General features: G+C 76.3%; 16 protein-coding genes, 1 pseudogene and 1 riboswitch. Of the genes and pseudogenes, 5 read left to right on the top strand and 12 right to left on the bottom strand.

Annotated elements, in window-relative coordinates; all coding sequences use genetic code 11:
- The 5 genes and pseudogenes from E9529_RS05905 to E9529_RS05885 all read right to left on the bottom strand — a co-directional run.
- Positions 1–439, bottom strand: a pseudogene (locus E9529_RS05905) (lytic transglycosylase domain-containing protein); the annotation flags it as partial.
- Positions 440–630: 191 nt separating this feature from the next.
- Positions 631–753: riboswitch (cyclic di-AMP (ydaO/yuaA leader) on the bottom strand.
- Between the two features lie 104 nt (positions 754–857).
- Complete coding sequence (locus E9529_RS05900) at positions 858–1,514, bottom strand: methyltransferase (protein WP_236830193.1); 657 nt, start codon at positions 1,512–1,514, stop codon at positions 858–860.
- Positions 1,515–1,560: 46 nt separating this feature from the next.
- A complete protein-coding gene (locus tag E9529_RS05895) occupies positions 1,561–2,568 on the bottom strand; it encodes a GNAT family N-acetyltransferase (protein ID WP_236830192.1) in 1,008 nt (335 codons plus the stop codon).
- Positions 2,569–2,608: 40 nt separating this feature from the next.
- The gene (locus E9529_RS05890) at positions 2,609–3,439 is read right to left on the bottom strand and encodes an SDR family oxidoreductase (protein ID WP_236830194.1); all 831 of its coding nucleotides are present in this window, start codon (positions 3,437–3,439) and stop codon (positions 2,609–2,611) included.
- Positions 3,439–4,920 (bottom strand): NAD(P)/FAD-dependent oxidoreductase, encoded by a 1,482-nt coding sequence (locus tag E9529_RS05885; protein WP_236830191.1) that lies wholly within the window; start codon positions 4,918–4,920, stop codon positions 3,439–3,441. The genes E9529_RS05890 and E9529_RS05885 overlap by 1 nt, the downstream gene beginning before the upstream one ends.
- Before the next feature lie 123 nt (positions 4,921–5,043).
- Between E9529_RS05885 and E9529_RS05880 the strand changes: the two genes are divergently transcribed.
- On the top strand, positions 5,044–5,697 hold the full coding sequence (locus tag E9529_RS05880; RefSeq protein ID WP_236830190.1) for a TetR/AcrR family transcriptional regulator: 654 nt from the start codon (positions 5,044–5,046) through the stop codon (positions 5,695–5,697).
- Positions 5,698–5,911: 214 nt separating this feature from the next.
- Here the strand turns inward: E9529_RS05880 and E9529_RS05875 are convergent, their stop codons facing one another.
- On the bottom strand, positions 5,912–6,421 hold the full coding sequence (locus tag E9529_RS05875) for a universal stress protein (protein WP_236830189.1): 510 nt from the start codon (positions 6,419–6,421) through the stop codon (positions 5,912–5,914).
- Between the two features lie 98 nt (positions 6,422–6,519).
- Positions 6,520–7,437: a DivIVA domain-containing protein gene (locus tag E9529_RS05870; RefSeq protein ID WP_236830188.1), complete on the bottom strand. Its 918-nt coding sequence runs from the start codon at positions 7,435–7,437 to the stop codon at positions 6,520–6,522.
- A gap of 218 nt (positions 7,438–7,655) precedes the next feature.
- Between E9529_RS05870 and E9529_RS05865 the strand changes: the two genes are divergently transcribed.
- A complete protein-coding gene (locus E9529_RS05865; RefSeq protein ID WP_236830187.1) occupies positions 7,656–8,837 on the top strand; it encodes an LLM class flavin-dependent oxidoreductase in 1,182 nt (393 codons plus the stop codon).
- Complete coding sequence (locus tag E9529_RS05860) at positions 8,834–9,460, top strand: FMN reductase (protein ID WP_236830186.1); 627 nt, start codon at positions 8,834–8,836, stop codon at positions 9,458–9,460. The genes E9529_RS05865 and E9529_RS05860 overlap by 4 nt, the downstream gene beginning before the upstream one ends.
- Positions 9,461–9,534: 74 nt before the next feature.
- On the opposite strand, the gene E9529_RS05855 is transcribed toward E9529_RS05860, so the two are convergent.
- From E9529_RS05855 to E9529_RS05835, 5 genes are all read right to left on the bottom strand, one after another.
- Positions 9,535–11,109: an FMN-binding glutamate synthase family protein gene (locus E9529_RS05855; protein WP_236830185.1), complete on the bottom strand. Its 1,575-nt coding sequence runs from the start codon at positions 11,107–11,109 to the stop codon at positions 9,535–9,537.
- A 71-nt stretch (positions 11,110–11,180) separates the two neighbouring features.
- Complete coding sequence (locus tag E9529_RS05850; RefSeq protein WP_236830184.1) at positions 11,181–12,638, bottom strand: GntP family permease; 1,458 nt, start codon at positions 12,636–12,638, stop codon at positions 11,181–11,183.
- A gap of 15 nt (positions 12,639–12,653) precedes the next feature.
- Positions 12,654–14,213, bottom strand: a complete 1,560-nt coding sequence (locus E9529_RS05845) for a gluconokinase (RefSeq protein ID WP_236830183.1) — start codon at positions 14,211–14,213, stop codon at positions 12,654–12,656.
- A 79-nt stretch (positions 14,214–14,292) separates the two neighbouring features.
- Positions 14,293–15,036 (bottom strand): class I SAM-dependent methyltransferase, encoded by a 744-nt coding sequence (locus tag E9529_RS05840; protein ID WP_236830182.1) that lies wholly within the window; start codon positions 15,034–15,036, stop codon positions 14,293–14,295.
- 39 nt (positions 15,037–15,075) lie between these two features.
- On the bottom strand, positions 15,076–16,455 hold the full coding sequence (locus E9529_RS05835; RefSeq protein ID WP_236830181.1) for a nitrate/nitrite transporter: 1,380 nt from the start codon (positions 16,453–16,455) through the stop codon (positions 15,076–15,078).
- A 92-nt stretch (positions 16,456–16,547) separates the two neighbouring features.
- On the opposite strand from E9529_RS05835, the gene E9529_RS05830 reads away from it, so the two are divergent.
- Complete coding sequence (locus E9529_RS05830) at positions 16,548–17,180, top strand: TetR/AcrR family transcriptional regulator (protein ID WP_236830180.1); 633 nt, start codon at positions 16,548–16,550, stop codon at positions 17,178–17,180.
- A 91-nt stretch (positions 17,181–17,271) separates the two neighbouring features.
- Entirely contained in the window at positions 17,272–19,137 is a 1,866-nt protein-coding gene (locus E9529_RS05825; protein ID WP_236830179.1) for a hypothetical protein, read from the top strand.
- The last annotated feature ends 5 nt before the right edge of the window (positions 19,138–19,142 follow it).

Below are 19,142 nucleotides of genomic sequence, written 5' to 3'. Positions count from 1 at the left end.
GGCGGGCGGCCTCGGCGCGGGCGGCCTCCTCGGCGGCCTGGCGCGCGGCCTCCTCCTCCGCGGCCTTGCGGGCGGCCTCCTCGGCGGCGCGGCGGTCGAGCTCGGCCTGCTCGGCCGCGGCCCGGGCCTCGGCGGCGGCGCTCTGCTCGGCGGCGCGCTGGCTGCGGCTGGCGGCCAGCGGGGCGAGGCCCTGCACGGCGGACTCGACCGCGTCCTCGGCCGGGGCCCCGGTGGGGATCCCGAGCTGCTCGGCGACGCTGACCGACGCCAGCTCCGGCTCGGCCTGCGCGGCCGGCTCGTTGCCGACGACGACGCCGGCCAGGATGCCGCCCGCGGCGACGACCGCGAGGAACAGGGCGGGACGGCGGGCCGACCGGGTGGTGCGGCGCTCGCCGGTGCGGCCGAGAGCGCGGGTGATCGAGGTGGGGCGGAGGTTCATGGGGTGGGACTGCTCCAGGGGCAGGGCACGGCGGACCGCGCGGGGCGGCGCCGCTGCGGGGGGTGGTCGAGTGGCAGCGGTGATAGGGCGGGCGCCCGGGCGCTCAGCGCGGGGAAGGCGCGCGCGAGGCTCCGTACCGGCTGCGGTTCCGTGCAAGGTGGGCCCGCGGGCTCGCCATGCGGCGGCTCTCCGTTTCTTCCGTCTGCCGCCTACCGGGTTAGCTGACGGTGGGGGAAGCGCTTCCCTACCCATTCACCCCAGTGCTGCGGTGGGTCCCCGGCTCACCCCGGAGGGCGACTCGGCGGCGCCCGGCAGCCCTCCCCGGTGGGGAGCGGACGACCGTCCGGGCCCAGCCACGGTAACCACCGTTACGCGTTCGTGACAATCCCCCGGCCCGCACCGGTTCGTGAGGCAGCGCTCACGGCAGCCGCCAGACGGTGGTCCGGCGCACCGGCACCGGCGCGGTCGGCCCGGGCTCGGTGTCGGGTACGTCGTAGGTCGCGAGCGCCTCCAACCGGTCCTCGGGCAGGTACACCCGGCCCGGGTCGCCGATCAGCACCTCGGCGCCGCGCGCCCGGGCCGCGGTCAGGAACGGCAGCACCCGGTCGGTCATCTCCCGGTCGTAGCAGACGTCGCCGGCGAGGACGACGCCGACGTCCGGCGGCTCCCCGCCGAGCACGTCACCGACCGGGGTGATGCCGGCCGCGCCGTTCCGGGCGGCATTCACGGTGACGGCGGTGAGCGCGTACGGGTCGACGTCGCTGGCGAGCACCGCGTCCGCCCCGGCGAGGACGGCGGCGACGGCGACCAGCCCGCTGCCGGCGCCCAGGTCGAGGACCGCGCGCCCGGCCACCAGCTCCGGGTGGTCGAGGACGTGCCGCGCCAGCGCCTGCCCGCCCGGCCAGGCCGCGGCCCAGAACGGCGGATCGGTGGAGGTGCGCCCGTGCTCGGTCTCCATCGCCTCCCACAGGGCGACGACGTCGGCCGCGACCAGGAGCTCCACCTCGGGCACCAGGTCCGGGCGCACCGCCCGGGTGTGGGCGCTGACGAACTCCGCGGGGATGGGACGGTCCACCCCGGCAGTCAACCGCACCGGGCCCGGACCGCCCCCGCTGCCCGGCTCAGAGCCGGGCCGACCAGGAGGAGAGGACGCCGGCGGTGCGGAAGCCGAGCTGCTCGTTCACCGCGACCATCGGGGTGTTGTCCTCGGCGTTGTAGGTGCTGACCCGTCGCACCTCGGGGAAGCCGGTGGCCAGCTCCCGCAGCGCGGCGGCCTTCATGCGCGCACCGAGCCGGTGGCCGCGGTGCTCGCGCAGCACCAGCGTGCCGCCCTGGTGGGCGAGCACCGGCTGGGCGAGCGGGACCTGCAGGTCGGTGAAGCCGACCAGGCGGCCGCCGGTCACCGCCCCGGCGCTGAGCACCGTCCGGCCGCGGGCGAGGCAGGTGGCCTCGTACTCGCGGATCCGGTCGCCGTCCCACTCCTCCTCCCCCACCGGCAGGTCGCCGTGCGGCGCGTCGGTGGTCATGCGCCGCTCGAGCAGCGCGCGGTCGGCCAGCAGCGCGTCCGGGGTGCGGTCGCGCCAGGTGACCAGCTCGTACCCGTCGTCCGCGGCGGCCCCCGCCTCCAGCGCCGCCAGCCGGTCGGCGTCGACCGGCAGCGCCAGCTCCCGCCGGGTCTCCACCAGATCGCGGGTCCAGCCGTGCCGCTCCGCGAATGCCCGGCCCGGCGCGCCGGGCGCCGGCTCGTCGACTTCGCCGACCAGCAGCGTGCGGCCGTGCCCCGCGGCGAGCGTGCGGGCCTCGGCCAGCAGCGCGCCGCCCAGCCCGCGGCGTCGGGCGGCCGGGTGCACCGCCAGGTCGACGATCGCCAGGGAGGGGTTGTCCCGGAGGGGGAAGATCAGCCGCAGCGCCCCGGCGACGGCGCCGTCCACCAGGGCCGCCCGGTGGGTGCCGTTCCGCGAGCCGCCCGGCGCCACGAGCTCGCGGCCGAGCGCGACGTGCTCCCGGGCCGGACGGGGCGGGTCGTCGGGTCGGGCGTCGCGGGCCGCGGCGGCCCACACCTCGCACCAGTCGGGGAAGAGGTCGTCGTCGGGGCCGAGCTCGACGATCCGGTGCGAGGGGTGGGTCACGGCTCCCGTTCTACCGGCCGCGGCAACCGCTTTTCCGGCCTCAGCGCGCCGGCGCCGCCCGCCGGGCGATCAGCCGCCAGTAGCTGCCGGGGAGCAGGCGGACGAGGACGTCGGGGACCTTGGCCGTCCAGCCGATCAGCAGCCGGGGACGACGGCGCTCGACCGCCGCGGCGATCTGCGCGGCGGCTACCTCCGGCGGGATGCGCAGCAGCTTGCTGAACTGCTCGCGCCCCTTCTCGTACTCCTCCACCGGGACACCCGCGCCGGTGCGGGCGCTCTCGGCGATCCGGGTGCGGATGCCGCCGGGGTGGACGACCGTGACGCCGATCCCGTCGTCGGCCAGCTCGTGGCGCAGCGCCTCGCTGAAGCCCCGGACGGCGAACTTGCTCGTCGCGTAGGCGACCTGCCCGGCGGGGGCGAAGATGCCGAAGACGCTGGACACGTTCACCACGTGCGCGCCGGGGTGAGTCTTCAGCACCGGCAGCAGGGTGTGGGTGAGGCGGACGACGGCGCGCAGGTTGACCGCCAGCAGCCACTCGACGTCGTCCAATCCGACCTGGTCGAAACGCCCGCCGAGGGCCACGCCGGCGTTGTTGACCAGCAGCGTGGTCTCGGGGTGCTCGGCGACCAGTGCCGCGGCCACCCGGGCGGTCGCCTCGTCGTCGGCGAGGTCCACCACATGGGTCGCGACGCGGAGGTCGGGGTGGGCGGCGCGGATCCGGTCGGCCACCGCGGCCAGCCGGTCGGCGTCCCGGTCCAGGAGCACCAGGTGGCTGCCGCGGCCGGCCAGCTCCTCGGCCAGCGCCTCGCCGATCCCGCCGGCCGCGCCGGTGACGACCGCCGTCCCGCCGGCGAACGCGTAGGGACGCATCACGCCACGACCCGGTCGGCCGCGGCCGGCACGCGCGGCTGGAAGGTCATGCCCTCGTCCTCCAGGGGCCCCCGCCGCATCATCGCGACGTCCCGCAGGTAGTTCTGGTGCAGCCGCCAGGGCGCGCGGCGCCCCTGCTGCGGCAGGCCGGCCAGGCCGCGCTGCACGTAGCCGGCGGCGAGGTCCAGGAACGGCGCGTCCCCGCCCTCGGGCGGGGCGACCGGCGTCGCCGACGCGTAGCCGTGCTCGTCGAGGTGGTCCAGCAGTCGGCACACGTAGCGGTTGACCAGGTCGGCCTTGAGCGTCCACGAGGCGTTGGTGTAGCCGATCACCATGGCGAAGTTCGGCACCCCGGAGAGCATCATGCCCTTGTAGGAGACGCGCTCGGGCAGCTCGACCGGCTCACCGTCGACGACGATCCGCATCCCGCCCACCGGCAGCAGGTTCAGCCCGGTGGCGGTGACGACGACGTCGGCCGCCAGCCGCTCCCCCGAGGCCAGCTCGATCCCGTCCTCGGTGAAGCCGGCGATCCGGTCGGTGACGATGGACGCCGTCCCCCGCCGCAGCGCGCGGAAGAGGTCGCCGTCGGGCACGAGGCACAGCCGCTGGTCCCACGGGTCGTAGGGCGGGTTGAAGTGCGTGTCGACGTCGAAGCCCGGCAGCTGCTTCTGCGTCAGGCGGCGCAGCAGCGAGCGCACGAGCGCCGGGCGCCGCCGGCTGAGCTGGTAGAGCGCGGTGCTGGTGAGCACGTTCTTCCAGCGCACCACGGAGTAGGCGGTGCGCTCCGGCAGCCGGGCGCGGAGCTTCTGCGCCAGCGCGTCGCGGCCGGGCAGCGACATCACGTAGCTCGGGGTGCGCTGCAGCATCGTCACGTGCGCGGCCTGCTCGGCGAGGTTGGGCACCAGGGTGACCGCGGTGGCGCCGCTGCCGATGACGACGACCCCCTTGCCGGTCAGGTCGAGGCCCTCGGGCCAGTGCTGCGGGTGGACCAGTTGCCCGCCGAAGCGCTCCTCCCCCGGGAACTCCGGCCGGAAGCCCTGGTCGTAGCGGTAGTAGCCGGAGCAGACCTGCAGCCAGCGGCAGGTCAGGGTCACCGTCGCGCCGGTGTCGGTGCGTTCGGCGGTGACCGTCCAGCGGGCGTCGTCGCCGGACCACTCCGCCTGCACGACGCGGTGGTGGTAGCGGATCCGCTCGGTGACGCCGTGCTCCCGGGCGGTCTCCTCGAGGTAGCGGCGGATGGCGGGACCGTCGGCGATCGACTCGGGCTCCTGCCACGGCCGGAAGGAGTAGCCGAGGGTGAACATGTCCGAGTCCGACCGGATGCCCGGGTAGCGGAAGAGGTCCCAGGTGCCGCCGAGCGCGGCCCGCGACTCGAACAGGGCGTAGGAGGTACCCGGACGCTCGCGCTCCAGGTGGCAGGCGGCGCCGATGCCGGAGAGGCCGGCCCCGACGATCAGGACGTCCAGGTGCTCGGTGGTCACATCGCACTCCCCGGTCCGCGCCGCCGGCCGGGCGGCCACGGGCTGCACCCGACGCTATCGACGCGATGTCGACGTCGTCAACAGGGTGTCGAGAACGGCTCCTCGGTGGCTATCCTCCGTCGCGTGCCGACTGCCGCGACCGATCCGCCCGTCACCGGTCGCGGCCGCCGGTCGCCCCGCCCCTCCGGGGACGACCGCGAGCTGGCGATCCTGGCCACCGCGGAGCGGCTGCTCGCCGACAGGCCGCTGGCCGCCATCTCCGTGGACGACCTCGCGCGCGGCGCCGGCATCTCCCGGCCCACCTTCTACTTCTACTTCTCGTCCAAGGACGCCGTCCTGCTCGCCCTGCTCGACCGGGTGGTCGCCGAGGCGGACGCGGCCATGCGCCAGGTCTTCGACACCCCGGCGGCCGGCGCCCGGGACGGCTGGGCGCGGGCGATCGGCGCCTACTACGAGACCTTCCGCGCACACCGGGCGCTCACCGTCGCCTGGGCGCAGGCCCGCTCCACCAGCGACGAGGTCCGCGCGCTCTGGTCGTCGGTCGTCGAGCGCTGGGTGCAGCGGTCGGCCGCCGCCATCGACGCCGAGCGCGCCCGCGGGGCCGCGCCGCCCGGCCCCGCCGCGCGCGACCTCGCGGTCGCCCTCACGTCGATGAACGAGCGCGTGCTCTACGCGACCTTCAGCGGGGACGGGCCCGCCGTCGCCGAGCAGGACGTGGTCGAGGTGCTGCTCGGCATCTGGCTGTCCGCGGTCTACGGCACGCCGTCGCCGGGCTGAACAGCGGCGCGGTCCGCACCGCCGGCCGGCCCGATCCGCGAGGTGCGCCGGATCGGGGGCAGACGCGCCCACGGACGCCCGGTCCGCCGCACGTCCGGTCCAGCCGCCCGCCACGCGGGTCGAGCCGCGACACCGACCGTCGTACCGCGCCCTGCTGCGGCCCACCGGCCGGCGGAGCGGCTCGAGGCCCCTCGTGCGCACCGGGCCGCCGGACTCACCCGCCGACGACGGCGCCGGCCTCCTCGGTGGTGAAGTCGCGACCCCGGGCGCCGGTCCGCACGACGGTGACCGGGCAGGGGGCGTGGTGCACCAGCTGGTCGCTCACCGAACCCAGCAGCAGGCCGGCGAAGCCGCCGCGGCCGCGCGCACCGACGACGAGCATGCTCGCCCGCTCCGCGGCGGCGAGCATGCCGGGCACCGGGGCGCGGTGGACGACGTGGGTGGTGACCCGGCAGGCGGGGTCCAGCCCGGCCGCGGCCACGTGGGCGGCGAGCTCGTCGCGCACGGCCTGCTCCCAGTCGGCCAGCGGCGGCACGTAGCCGGGCTCCCAGCTGGCGGGCTGCGGGGCGGACGTCATCGACCAGGCGCGCACCACGTGCAGCTCCACGTCGGCGCGGCGGGCGAGTCGGCCGGCCCACTGGAGCGCCTCCTGCGCGCACTTGGAGCCGTCGTGCCCCACCACGACGCCACCCTCGATCCGGACGACCTCACGGACCTCGCTCACCGCTGACCTCCTCGTTCCCACGTCCCGGTGCATCCACCGTCCCGGCCAGCCTCTCATCACCGCTGGCCGGGCACCTCACCGGCGGCTGCGCCACGCCGTCAGCCGACCGGCTCCGGGCGGCTCCCCAGCAGCGCCAGCTCCTCGGCCGGCGGGACGCCGACGGCCTGCAGCGCCGCGCCGATCCGGTCGGTCAGGCAGCGCAACGACTCCCGCGCCTGGTCCCGCTGGCGGCACAGGTCCTCGACCTCCGCGCGGAGGGTGGCCAGGTGGGCACGGGCGGCGTCGTCGGCGGCGGCCCGCTCGCGCTGCGCCTGCTCCGCGGCCCGCTCGCGCTCGGCGGCGGCCTCGGCGGCGAACCGGTCGCGCTCCGCCGCCGCCTCCGCGGCCAGCCGGTCCCGCTCCGCCGCCGCCTCCGCGGCCAGCCGGTCCCGCTCCGCCGCCGCCGCACGCAGCAGCTCCGCGACCTGGGCCTGCGCCTGCTCCAGCGCGGCGGTGCCCTCGGCGCGGTCCCGCTGGGCGTTGACCCGCAGCTGGTCGGCGACGTCGATCGCCAGCTCCTTGATCTCGTGCGCCTTGCGCAGCCGGGCGTCGGCCTCCAGGCGCGCGTCGGCGCGCAGCTGCGCGGCCTCGGCCTCGGCGGCGTCGAGCACCTGGGCGGCCTGGTCCTCGGCCAGGCGGAGGACCTCGGCGACGCGGGCGCTGACCGACGGACGCTCGCGGCCGGCCGGCTGCTCGGCGAGGAGCCGGCGGGAGATCTCCAGCTCGGTCCCGCAGGCGACGACGCGGTCGAGCAGGTGCTCCCGCTCGCGCTGGGCGGCGGCGAGCTCGTTCTCGGCCCAGGCGACGTAGTTGTCCACCTGGACCCGGTCGTAGCCGCGCACCGATCCGCGGAACGACGGCCCGTGGTCCAGTAGCACCTCCAGGCCGCCGGACGGCCGCGGCGCGGGGGCGGCCCCGTCCGGCGGCACCTCCTCGTCCTGGACACGGTTGGCGACGAACTCGACACGCCGGAGCATCCGGATGGCCCCCCTGGGAAGTAGGTGGGGCGAATCTCCCAGAGCGCTCCCGGGCGCGCGGCGCACCGTGACGGGTCCGTGATCCGTGTCGTAGCACCCCCGGGGGTGCCACGTCGGGGCGTGCCGGACCGGTCACGGAGTGCTGCCACCGCGCCTCCGCACCCCCCGCCGGGGCGAGCGGGCATAGCGAGGCGGGGCGGTGCGTTGACCCGGCTGAGATGATTGCACTCTCAACCAGTTTGGAGAGCGAGATGCAGTTCGGCGTCTTCACCGTCAGCGACATCACCACCGACCCCACGACCGGCCGCACCCCCTCGGAGGCCGAGCGGCTGAAGGCCGTGCTGACCATCGCGCAGAAGGCCGAGGAGGTGGGACTGGACGTCTTCGCGCTGGGCGAGCACCACAACCCGCCCTTCTTCTCGTCCTCCCCCACGACCACGCTGGCCTGGATCGCGGCCCGGACGCAGAAGCTGCAGCTGTCGACCTCCACCACGCTGATCACCACGAACGACCCGGTGAAGATCGCCGAGGACTACGCGATGCTGCAGCACCTGGCCGAGGGCCGGGTCGACCTGATGATGGGTCGCGGCAACACCGGACCGGTCTACCCGTGGTTCGGGCAGGACATCCGCAACGGCATCGAGCTGGCGGTGGAGAACTACGCGCTGCTGCGCCGGCTCTGGACCGAGGACGTCGTCGACTGGTCCGGCCGCTTCCGCACCCCGCTGCAGGGCTTCACGTCGACGCCCCGCCCGCTGGACGGCGTCCCGCCGTTCGTGTGGCACGGCTCGATCCGCTCCCCGCAGATCGCCGAGCAGGCCGCCTACTACGGCGACGGCTTCTTCCACAACCACATCTTCTGGCCGAAGGAGCACACCCAGCGGATGGTGGAGTTCTACCGCCGCCGATACGAGCACTACGGCCACGGCGCCGCCGACCAGGCGATCGTCGGCCTCGGCGGCCAGGTGTTCATGCGGAAGAACAGCCAGGACGCCGTCGCGGAGTTCCGGCCGTACTTCGACAACGCGCCGGTCTACGGCCACGGCCCGTCGCTCGAGGACTTCAGCCGCGAGACGCCGCTGACCGTGGGCAGCCCGCAGCAGGTCATCGAGCGGACGCTGGGCTTCCGCGACTACGTCGGCGACTACCAGCGGCAGCTGTTCCTCATCGACCACGCCGGCCTGCCGCTGAAGACCGTCCTCCAGCAGCTGGACATTCTCGGCGAGGAGGTCGTGCCGGTGCTGCGCCGGGAGTTCGCCGCGCTCAAGCCCGCGCACGTCCCCGACGCGCCGACCCACGCCGCGCGCGTCGCCGCCGCCGGCGGGGCGCAGGACGCCACGGTGCACGCCGCGGCCGACGACGTGACCGGGCGGGCCCGGGACGAGGTGGAGGTCCGATGAGCACCCGCACCCTCGCGGTGGTCAGCGCCGGGCTGTCGACGCCGTCGTCGACCCGGCTGCTGGCCGACCGGCTGACCGGGGCGACGGTCGCGGCGCTGCGCGAGCGCGGCGTCGCGGCCACCGTCGAGGTCGTCGAGCTGCGGCAGCACGCCCGCGACCTCGCCGACAACCTGACCACCGGCTTCGCCAACCAGGCGCTGCGCGGCGCGGTGGACACCGTCGTCGGCGCGGACGGGCTGATCGCGGTCACGCCGATCTTCTCGGCGTCCTACAGCGGGCTGTTCAAGACCTTCGTCGACGTGCTCGAGAAGGACGCGCTGACCGGCAAGCCGGTGCTGCTCGGCGCCACCGCCGGGACCGCCCGGCACTCGCTGGCGCTGGAGCACGCGATGCGGCCGCTGTTCGCCTACCTGCGGGCCACCGTCGTCCCGACGGCGGTCTTCGCGGCGGCGGAGGACTGGGCCGGGGGCGAGCAGGGCAGCCCGGCGCTCACCAGCCGGGTGCACCGCGCCGCCGGTGAGCTGGCCGACCTGGTGGCCGGCCGCCCGCCCGCCGCACCGGCCGATCCCTTCGCCGACCCCGCAGGCTCCTTCGAGGACCTGCTCCGCGGCAGCGGCGCCTGACCCTCCCCCAGGCACAGGAGGCACTACCTGCATCCGCGGCCCCGACGACGCAGGTGGAGCTTCCTGCGCCCCCGTCAGCCGGCGGCGTCCGGTGAGGGCGGGGCGCTGCCGCCCTCGGGCGCCTCGCCGAGCATCAGCGCGGTGATCGCGGCGCGGTCCGCCTCCGAGGGCAGGCCCCAGCCCGGCTCGTAGCCGTAGACCTCTCGCAGCGGCGCGGAGGTGGTCCGCCCGGTCAGCACCTCCACCGACCCGGTGTCGATCAGCCCGGGGTGCGCGACGCCGCACGCCTCGGCCACCTTGAGCAGGTCGCGGCGCAGGGTGGCGATGTAGTTGGCCGCCCGCACCGACTTCAGCGCCGGGTCCAGGCCGCGGGTGAGCCAGGCGTTCTGGGTCGCCACCCCGGTCGGGCAGGTGTCGGTGTGGCACTTCTGCGCCTGGATGCAGCCGATGGCCAGCATCGCCTCCCGGCCGACGTTGACCATGTCGCAGCCCAGCGCGAAGGCGACGACGGCGTTGTCGGGGAGGCCCAGCTTGCCGGCCCCGACGAAGACCACGTCCTCGGCAAGCCCGGCGCGGGCGAACAGCGCGTGCACGCGGGCGAAACCCAGCTGGAAGGGCAGCGACACCGAGTCGGTGAAGATCAGCGGGGCGGCACCGGTGCCGCCCTCGCCGCCGTCGACCGTCACGAAGTCGACGCCGCGGCCGGTGCTCGCCATGAGCCCGGTGAGCTCCTCCCAGAACGTCATGTCCCCGACCGCGGACTTGATGCCCACCGGCAGTCCGGTCTCGGCGGCCAGCAGCTCCACCCAGTCCAGCAGGCTGTCGGCGTCGGAGAACTCGGCGTGCCGCGAGGGGCTGATGCAGTCCACGCCCTCGGGCACCCCGCGCGCCGCGGCGATCTCCGCCGACACCTTGGCGGCGGGCAGCACGCCGCCCAGCCCCGGCTTCGCCCCCTGGCTGAGCTTGATCTCCAGCGCGCGCACCGGGGCCCCGGCGACGAGGTCCTTCAGCCGGTCCAGGTCGAAGCGGCCGTGCTCGTCGCGGCAGCCGAAGTACGCGGTGCCGATCTGGAAGACGAGGTCGCCGCCGTGGCGGTGGTGGCGGGAGATGCCGCCCTCGCCGGTGTTGTGCAGGCAGCCGGCCATCGCCGCCCCGCGGTTGAGCGCCTCGACCGCCTGCGCCGAGAGCGAGCCGAAGCTCATCGCGCTGATGTTGACCACCGAGGACGGCCGGAAGGCGGCGGCCCGCCCGCGGGCGGCGCCGAGCACCTTGGCGCACGGCAGGTCGACGTCCTGCCCGGCGTGCACGTCGGTCGCCGGCACCCAAGGCCCGAAGGTGCGGTGGTTGATCACCGGGTAGCCCGCGGTGAACTCCATGTCGTTGTCGGTGCCGAAGCCGAAGTAGTTGTTCTCCCGCTTGCTGGAGGCGTAGACCCAGCGCCGCTGGTCGCGGGTGAAGGGCCGCTCCTCGTTGTTGCCGGCCACCAGGTACTGGCGCAGCTCGGGGCCGATCGACTCGAGCAGGTAGCGGGCGTGCCCGAGCACAGGGTAGTTGCGCAGCAGCGTGTGCTCCCGCTGCAGCAGGTCACGGACGGCGACGGCGGCGAGCGCGCCGAGACCGGCGGCCGCGGCACGTGGGAGGAGCGGCATGCCCCACTATGGCGCGCCCACCGGCGCGCCGCAGTCGGTGCGGCCGGCCCTCCCCCGCCCCGCCGTCGTGGTCAGAGGAAGAGGCTCAGCACCAGGGCGAGGAGGAAGCCGATGGTGCCCAGCAGCGTCTCCATCACCGTCCAGGTCTTCAGCGTCGTCTTCTCGTCCATCCCGAAGAACCGGCTGACCAGCCAGAAGCCGGAGTCGTTGACGTGCGAGAGGACGGTGGCGCCGCCGGCGATGGCGATGACGATGAGCGAGAGGTCGATCGAGCTCAGCCCGTCGGTGGCCTCCACCACCGGCGCGATCAGGCCGGCCGCGGTGGTGAGGGCCACGGTGGCCGAGCCCTGCGCCACCCGCAGCAGCGTCGAGATGACGAACGCCGCCACGATCACCGGCAGGCCGATGTCGCCCAGGACGTCGGCGAGCGCCGCGCCGATGCCGCTGGCGCGCAGCACCCCGCCGAACATGCCGCCGGCGCCGGTGATGAGGATGATCGCGCAGACCGGGCCGAGGGCGCTGTTGACGATCGACTCGACCTCCGCGCCGCTGTCCCCGCGGCGCCGGCCCAGCACCCACATCGCGACCAGCACGGTGATGAGCAGGGCGATCGGCGTCGCGCCGAGGAGCTGCCCCCACTCGACGACCAGCGACTCCTCGTCGAGCACCCCCTCGGTGGCCAGGGTGGAGAGCCCGGTGTTGAGGAAGATCAGCACCAGCGGGAGCAGCAGGATGCCGATCACCGTGCCGAACCGGGGCGGCGCCGGCCGGGTCGCGGTGCCCGCCCGGGCGCCGGCGGCGGTGGCGACCCCCGGCGAGGTGCCCTCGACCGAGGGGTCCGGGGCGTCGTCGGCGGTCCGCTCCCCGGACAGGATGTCCGGCACCGCGATGTCGAACCGGCGGCCGGCCCACAGGCCGAACAGGTAGCTCCCGAGGAACCAGGTCGGGATGCCGATGACCAGGCCGAACACCAGGGTCAGCCCGATGTCGGCGCCGACCAGCTCGGCGGCGGCGACCGGCCCGGGGTGCGGCGGCACGAACGCGTGCATGACGGCGAACGCGCCCGCCACCGGCAGGCCGTAGGTCAGCAGCGACCCGCCCAGCCGGCGGGCGACGGTGAACACGATCGGCAGGAAGACGACCAGGCCGGCGTCGAAGAAGATCGGGAACCCGAACAGCAGCGCGGCGACACCGAGCGCCAGCGGCGCACGCTGCTCGCCGAACCGCCCGATCAGGCTGTCGGCCAGCACCTGCGCCCCGCCGCTGTGCTCGAACAGCCGCCCGAGCATGGCGCCCAGGCCGACCAGCAGCGCGACGGCGGCGAGCGTGGACCCGAAGCCGGAGGTCATGGTGTCCACGACGTCGCCGATCGGCACCTGCGCGGCCAGCGCCACCAGCAGGCTGACCAGGATCAGCGCCACGAAGGCGTGCAGCTTGAGCTTCATGATGAGGAAGAGCAGGACCCCCACCGCGACCGCGGCGATCAGCAGCAGCGGGCCGGCGCTCAGCGCCGGTTCGACCTCGGGCATGTCCCCTCCACGGGCTCAGGTGGATCGGATCGGTGCGTCGTCCAGGGCGTCGAGCGTGGTCAGGACGTCGACCAGGGCCGTGGTGGACCGGTCGACGAGCGGGCGCAGCTGCCGGTACACCTCGACCGCGCCCGGGTCGGGCAGCACCGGCTCGTGGACGTCGACCAGCGAGGTGGCGGCGGTGAGGTCGGGGAGCGCGCCGAAGGCGTGCCAGCCCAGCAGGCAGGCACCCAGGCCGGTGCCCTCCAGCGAGTCGGCGACCCGCACCGGCAGGTCCAGGGCCGCGGCCAGCGTCTCGATCCACAGCGGGGAGGCGACCGCACCGCCGGTGGCCCGCACCTCGCGCACCGGCACGTCGGTGGCGGCGAAGGCGTCGCGCACCAGCGCCAGCTGCTGGCAGACGCCCTCGACGGCGGCGCGCACCAGGTGCGGGCGGCGGTGCTCGCGGCGCAGCCCGAGGTAGGCCCCGCGCATGCCCGAGCGCCACCACGGTGCCCGCTCGCCGAGCAGGTAGGGCAGGCACAGCAGGCCGGAGCTGCCGGCCGGCACCGCCGCCGCCTCCTCCAGCAGCCGCGCGTCGAGGTCGTCCGCCTCCTCCCCCACCGGCCCCTCGGCGCCGTCGGGCCCGGCGGCGAACGCCTCCGCGGCCCAGCGCACCACCGAGCCGCCGTTGTTAATGGCGCCGCCCACCACCCAGGCGTCGTCGGTGAGCGCGTAGCAGAACAGGCGCCGCCCCGGGTCCACGGTCGGCCGGGGGACGACGACGCGCATCGCCCCGCTGGTGCCCAGGGACACGGCGGCCACGTCGGAGCGCACCGCGCCGACCCCGAGGTTGGCCAGCACCCCGTCGGAGGCGCCGACGACCACGGGCGTCCCGGCCGGCAGGCCGGTGGCGGCGGCCACCTCGGGGCGCAGCCCGGGCAGCACCGCCGTCGTCGGCAGCACCTCGCCCAGCTGGCGGGGGCGCACGCCGGCGATGCTCATCGCCTCCTCGTCCCAGCGCCCGCCGCGGATGTCGTACAGGCCCGTGGCCGACGCGCAGGACCGGTCGAGCACGTGCCGGCCGCCGCAGAGGGCGGCCACCACCAGCTCCTTGACGCCGCCCCAGCGGGGCACGCCGGCCACCCGCGCGGCGTCCTCCGCCCGCTCCCAGGAGAGCTTCACCAGCGGCGACATCGCGTGCACCGGGGTGCCGGTGCGGGCGTGCAGGTCGGCGGCGCGGCCGTCGGCCACCAGCGCCTGGGCCCACTGCGCGGCGCGGTCGTCCGCCCAGGTCACCACCGGGCCCAGCGGGGCACCCTCGTCGTCCATGGGCACCAGGCCGTGCATCGCCGCGCTCAGCGAGACGGCGACGACGGTGTCCCCGCGCTCGCGGGCCAGGGCGGCCACCTCGCCCAGCGCCTCGACGGCGGCCGCGGCCAGCCGCCCGGCGTCGAGCTCGGCGCGGCCGGGGGCGGGCACCAGCAGCGGGTAGGCGACACTGGCGAGGTCGCGGACCCGGCCGTCGGTGCCCGCGGTGACCGCCTTCGTCGCCGTGGTGCCCGAGTCCAGCCCGACCACGACGTCCACGGGCACCCCCCTGACCGGCTCCTCCGCTGGTCAGCATCGTGCCCGCACCCCCAGGGGGTGGCAACCGCGCGGCGCCCGCGCGGTCTCAGCCGGCGGCGGGCCGGCGGATCACGTAGCGCCGCGCCCGCCAGTGGGTGGCCGGCTCGTCGACGGCGGCGGCGTCCAGCACCTCCGCGCCGTGCGCCGCGACGACCTCGGCGACCCGCCGCTCCGGCACCCCGGTCATCCGCATCGGCGCCGGGTACCCGAGCAGCCGGCGCTGGGCCCAGCGGACGAGCGGCGCCGGCGCCACGCGCCACACGACCCCGCGCGGGGTCCACATCGGCCGGGTGGTGCAGTGCACCACCGCCACGCCCCCGGGGCGCAGCACGCGGGCGAACTCCGCCAGGTAGGTCTCGAGGACCGGGCACGGGAGGTGCTGGAGGACCCGCTCGGTGTACACGAGGTCGAAGGAGGCGTCCGGGAAGGCCCGCAGGTCGGGGTCCTCACCCAGCACGAACCGGACCCGGCCACCGCTGCGGTCCAGGGCGCGGGCGGTCTCCAGCATCGGGGCGGAGACGTCGAGACCGACCACCTCGCGGGCGTGCTCGGCGAGCGCCTGGCTCAGCCGGCCGGCCCCGCACCCGAAGTCCAGGACGCGGTCCCACGTCGTCGGCAGACCCAGCGACGCGAGCTGCTCCCGCGCGACGGCGACGTCTCGGCGGCCGAGCTCGAGGAAGGCGTCGGCGTCCCAGCGCCCGCCGCGCTTGTCCGCGGCGACGTGGACGGCCCAGAGCGGGTCCTCCGCCCCCAGGGTGGTCCAGTCCCTGCGCACCTGGTCGAAGCCCACCGCACCCACCGTCCTCGAGAACCGCCCGGACGGCGGAGGCTACCGGCCGCCCGGGCCCCGGCTGCCGCCCCGGCCGGGCCGCACCCGCTCGGCGGAGCGCCCGGCCGCCCGCAGCCGGCCGCGGACGGCGGCGTGCAGCGGCACCAGGACGACCCCGTCGCGGGCCAGCCGCGAGCGCAGCTCCCGGCGGTGCCGGACCACCCCGGCCAGGCCGATCGCCCAGAACACGTACTGGACGGCGAACGCCGCGCGGAAGGCGTCCAGGTCGTAGTCGGTGGACGCGCCGGGGGTCAGCAGGTCCAGCACCGCCCCGACGGCCAGGATGGTCAGGAGGGAGGCGACGAACCCGCCCACGTTCACCACGCCGCTCGCGCTGCCCTGCCGCTCGACGGGGTTCTCCGTGCGGGCGTAGTCGAAGCCGATCATCGAGCCGGGGCCGTTGGTGCCGAGCACCGCGGCGAGGACGACCAGCAGCCACAGCGGCGCGCGCCCGGGCCACAGCAGGACGACGGTCCAGACGGTGGCGGTCGCGGTGAGGATGCCGAAGACGAGCACCGACCGGCGCAGCGGCCAGCGGGCGCACAGCTTGCCCAGCACCGGCCCGACCCCCATGCCGACCAGCACCAGCAGGGTGAGCAGGCCGGCTGCCGTCCCGGGCGCCAGCCCCTGGCCGACCACGAGGAACGGGTAGCCCCACAGCAGCGCGAAGACCGTGCCGGAGAACTGGGTGACCAGGTGCGTGTAGAGGCCGATCCGGGTGCCGGGCTCGCGCCAGGTCGCCACCAGGCCCCGGCGCAGCTCCGCCACCGGTGGCGCGGCGGGCGGCGGGGTGCCGGGCGGGGCGTCCCGGAGCGCGGCCACCACGAGCACCGCGACGAGCACGCCGGTCGCCGCGGCGCCGAGGAACGTCGCCGTCCACGAGGTGGCGTGCAGCAGGGCGACCAGCGGGTAGGCGGCGACGATCGAGCCGACCTGGCCGAGGATGCCGGTGAGCTGGGTGACCAGCGGCGCCGCGGTGCCGGGGAACCAGAGGGCGACGATGCGCAGCACGCTGATGAAGGTCATGGCGTCGCCGGCCCCGACCAGCACCCGCGCGGCGACGGCGGTGGGCACGTCGGCGGCGAGCGCGAGCAGGAGCTGCCCGGCGGCCATCGTCACCGCGCCGGCCAGGATCATCCGGCGCGACCCGAACCGGTCCAGCGCCACGCCCACCGGGACCTGCAGCGCCGCGTAGACGGCGAGCTGCAGCACGAGGAACAGCGACACCGCCGACGCCCCGGCCGAGAAGCGCTCCTGCGCCTCGACGGCGGCCACCCCGAGCGAGGAGCGGTGGAAGACCGCGACCGCGTACGCGAGCAGCCCGACGAGCCACATCGCGTAGGCGCGGGCCGACGGGCGGGCGGCCGGGGCGGAGGTCACCTGGGCACGACACCGCAGCGCGGCCCGGCATTCCACGCCGGGCCGGTGAAATGCCTCACCGCGCCCTCCCGGGCCACTAACCTCCGGGGGCGATGGACCCCCTGGTCGACCCCACCGACGATCCCTCCGTGGACGACGGGCACCGCCGCGGACGGATCCTCTGGGCGCTGGCCACCTGCATGGCCGAGAAGGGCTACCAGGCCACCACGATCTCCGACATCGCCCGCGCCGGCCGGGTGTCCAAGACGATCGTCTACGCCCACTTCCGCGACAAGGAGGAGTGCCTCCTCGAGCTGTACACCCGGGCCAACGACAAGGTGCTCGGCACCGTGCGGCGGGCGCAGGAGCAGGCGCACGCCTCCAGGCTGCCCTGGCGGGCGCGGCTGCGCGCGGGCATCGGCGCCTACCTGGAGACGCTCGCCGCGGGGCCGGCGGTCGCCTGGGCGGCGCTGGTCGAGGTCCAGGCGGCGGGGCCGCGGGCCCGGGCGCTGCGCCGGCAGGTGATCGACCGGTACGTCGACCTCATCTGCGAGGTGGCGGGCGGGCTCGCGCAGGAGCTCCCGGACGAGGTGCGGCCGGTCGAGCGGGAACTGGTGCTCGCCGCGGTGGGCGGCATCAACGAGCTGATGCTGGCGCGGGTGGAGCGGGGCGAGGCCGCGCTGCTGCCCGAGGACGTCGACGCCGCGACGGCCACCGTCGTCGGCCTGCTCGAACGCCGTCCCTAATGGGCCGGCGGGTGGTACCAACGGGTACTACCGCTCGGTAGCCCCGCTGTCTACGCTGCCCCGGAAGCCGGGTCGGAGTGGACGGAGCCCCATGAGCGCACCCCCGCGCGTCGACGTCGACGCGCCCGCGGAGGCTCCCCCGCGCCCGGGGACCACCGTGGTGCAGCTGCGCATCGACCGCGCGGTCGTCGTCCCGGCGGTGGCGGCCGTGCTCATCGCGGGCCACCTGCTCCTCCGGGGCTGGGCCGCGGCGAGCGGCTGGCTCACCGGGCCGGACTTCCTCGCGGCCGCGGTGGCCGCGGGCCTGCCGGTCGAGATCCCCGGCCCGCCCGGCGCGGTGGGCCTGGCGCGGGGCGTCGCGGCGATCGCGCCGCTGTCGTGGCCGGCCCTCGTGGGGCTGGAGCTGCTCGGGCAGCTGCTCGTCGACCTCCTCCTGTATCGGCTGCTGGTCGAGCTCTTCGGCCGCCGGCCGGCCGTGCTGCTGCCGCTGACGCTCTACCTGGCCAGCTCCCTCACCCTCCCCGGCGGGCTGTGGTGGAGCGCGGCCCTGGTGCAGCTGCCGCTGCAGCTCGCGCTGCTGGTCGCCGTCCGCGGGCACGTGCAGGCGCTGCGGACGGGTGCGCGCGCACCCCTCGTGACCAGCGCGCTGGCCATCGCCGCCGGTGTGCTCTTCGCCGTCGAGGCGGCGCTGGTGCCGCTGCTGCTCCTGGCCGGCACGGCGCTGTGGGCGACCGGGGGCCCGCCGGCGGCCCGGCTGCGCGCGCTGGCCCGGCTGCGCCTGGTCTGGGCGGCGCACCTGGTCGCCGTCGCCGTGGGCCTCGGCGTGCGCCTGCTCGCCTCCGGGGCGCCGCTCGTCGACGGCGCCGCCCTCGCCGGGGGGCTGCGCGCGCTGCCCGACGTCCTCACCCGCACCGTGCTCCCCGGCCTGGTCGGAGGCCCCTGGCGCTGGGAGGCCGCGCTGGCCCCGCTCGCGACGCCCGACCCACCGATCGGCCTGGTGCGCGGCGCGCCCGTGGCGCTGGCCCTCGTCGTCCTCGCCTCCGTGCTGGTCCACCGGGGCGCGCTGCGCGCCTGGCTGCTCGCCGCGGTGGTCGTCGTCACCGCCGTGCTCGGTGCCTCCGCCGCCGGCGCGACGGCCGGCGCGGTGCCGGCGGGCCTCGTCCCGCCCGCCACGGTCGCGCTCGTGGTGGCGCTGGCGGCCGGGCTCGCGTTCCTCCCCGTCCGGGAGGCGCCACGGGTCCTGGCCCGGCGCGGGTGGACCACCCGCGGGGCGGCGGTGCGGGCGACCGACCGCGTCGCGCGCACCGGGGTCGGGCTCGCGGTGGCCGCCGCCCTCGTCGCCGGCGCCGTCCTCTCGACCGCCGGCTTCACCCGCCACTGGTCGGCCAACGCCGGCAGCGACTTCGTCGACAACGCGAAGGCCGACCTCACCGGCCGGGCCGAGCTGGTCCTCGCCGACGGCCCGGTGCCGTCGCACGTCGTGCCCGAGGAGCTGGCGCCGGCCAACCGCGCGTCGGTCGTCCTGGCCGGGTTGCCGCGGCTGCCGGCCTTCCTGGCCGAGGGCCAGGTCGTCGACGAGATCGTGACCCTGGACGACCAGGGCCACGGGCAGCTGGCCGTCGTCGACCCGGTGTCCACCTCGGGTCCCGGCCTGGCACCGGACTGCGGCTGGCCTGCCGGCGACGACCCGGCCGAGGTGGAGCTGCCGCGGGCGACGCCGGACGGCCGCTGGCTGGTGCAGATCTCCTACTTCGCGGGGATGGGCAACCTGGTGACCGTGCGGGCCGGGGACACCGCCGGCGCGGGGGTCGCGGAGGCCGGGGTGCACAACCTGTTCGTGCAGGTGACCGGGTCGGTCGACCGCGTCGTCCTCGAGGTGGCCGACCGCGAGGCCCCGCTGTGCGTGACCTCCGTGGCCGTCGGGCAGCCCCTCGCCCTCGTCCCCGGCGCCGGCTGACCGCC

It is taken from the genome of Blastococcus sp. KM273128 (assembly GCF_021698975.1).
Taxonomy (GTDB): domain Bacteria; phylum Actinomycetota; class Actinomycetes; order Mycobacteriales; family Geodermatophilaceae; genus Blastococcus.
Note: the sequence above shows the minus strand (reverse complement) of the source record. Positions and strands in the feature narration are given on the sequence as shown.

Coding starts and splice junctions, on each gene's coding strand:
- E9529_RS05830 (WP_236830180.1), top strand. CDS start 16,548: ATGGACCCCCTGGTCGACCCCACCGACGATCCCTCCGTGGACGACGGG.
- E9529_RS05890 (WP_236830194.1), bottom strand. CDS start 3,439: ATGCGTCCCTACGCGTTCGCCGGCGGGACGGCGGTCGTCACCGGCGCG.
- E9529_RS05860 (WP_236830186.1), top strand. CDS start 8,834: ATGAGCACCCGCACCCTCGCGGTGGTCAGCGCCGGGCTGTCGACGCCG.
- E9529_RS05825 (WP_236830179.1), top strand. CDS start 17,272: ATGAGCGCACCCCCGCGCGTCGACGTCGACGCGCCCGCGGAGGCTCCC.
- E9529_RS05850 (WP_236830184.1), bottom strand. CDS start 12,638: ATGCCCGAGGTCGAACCGGCGCTGAGCGCCGGCCCGCTGCTGCTGATC.
- E9529_RS05855 (WP_236830185.1), bottom strand. CDS start 11,109: ATGCCGCTCCTCCCACGTGCCGCGGCCGCCGGTCTCGGCGCGCTCGCC.
- E9529_RS05865 (WP_236830187.1), top strand. CDS start 7,656: ATGATTGCACTCTCAACCAGTTTGGAGAGCGAGATGCAGTTCGGCGTC.
- E9529_RS05870 (WP_236830188.1), bottom strand. CDS start 7,437: ATGCTCCGGCGTGTCGAGTTCGTCGCCAACCGTGTCCAGGACGAGGAG.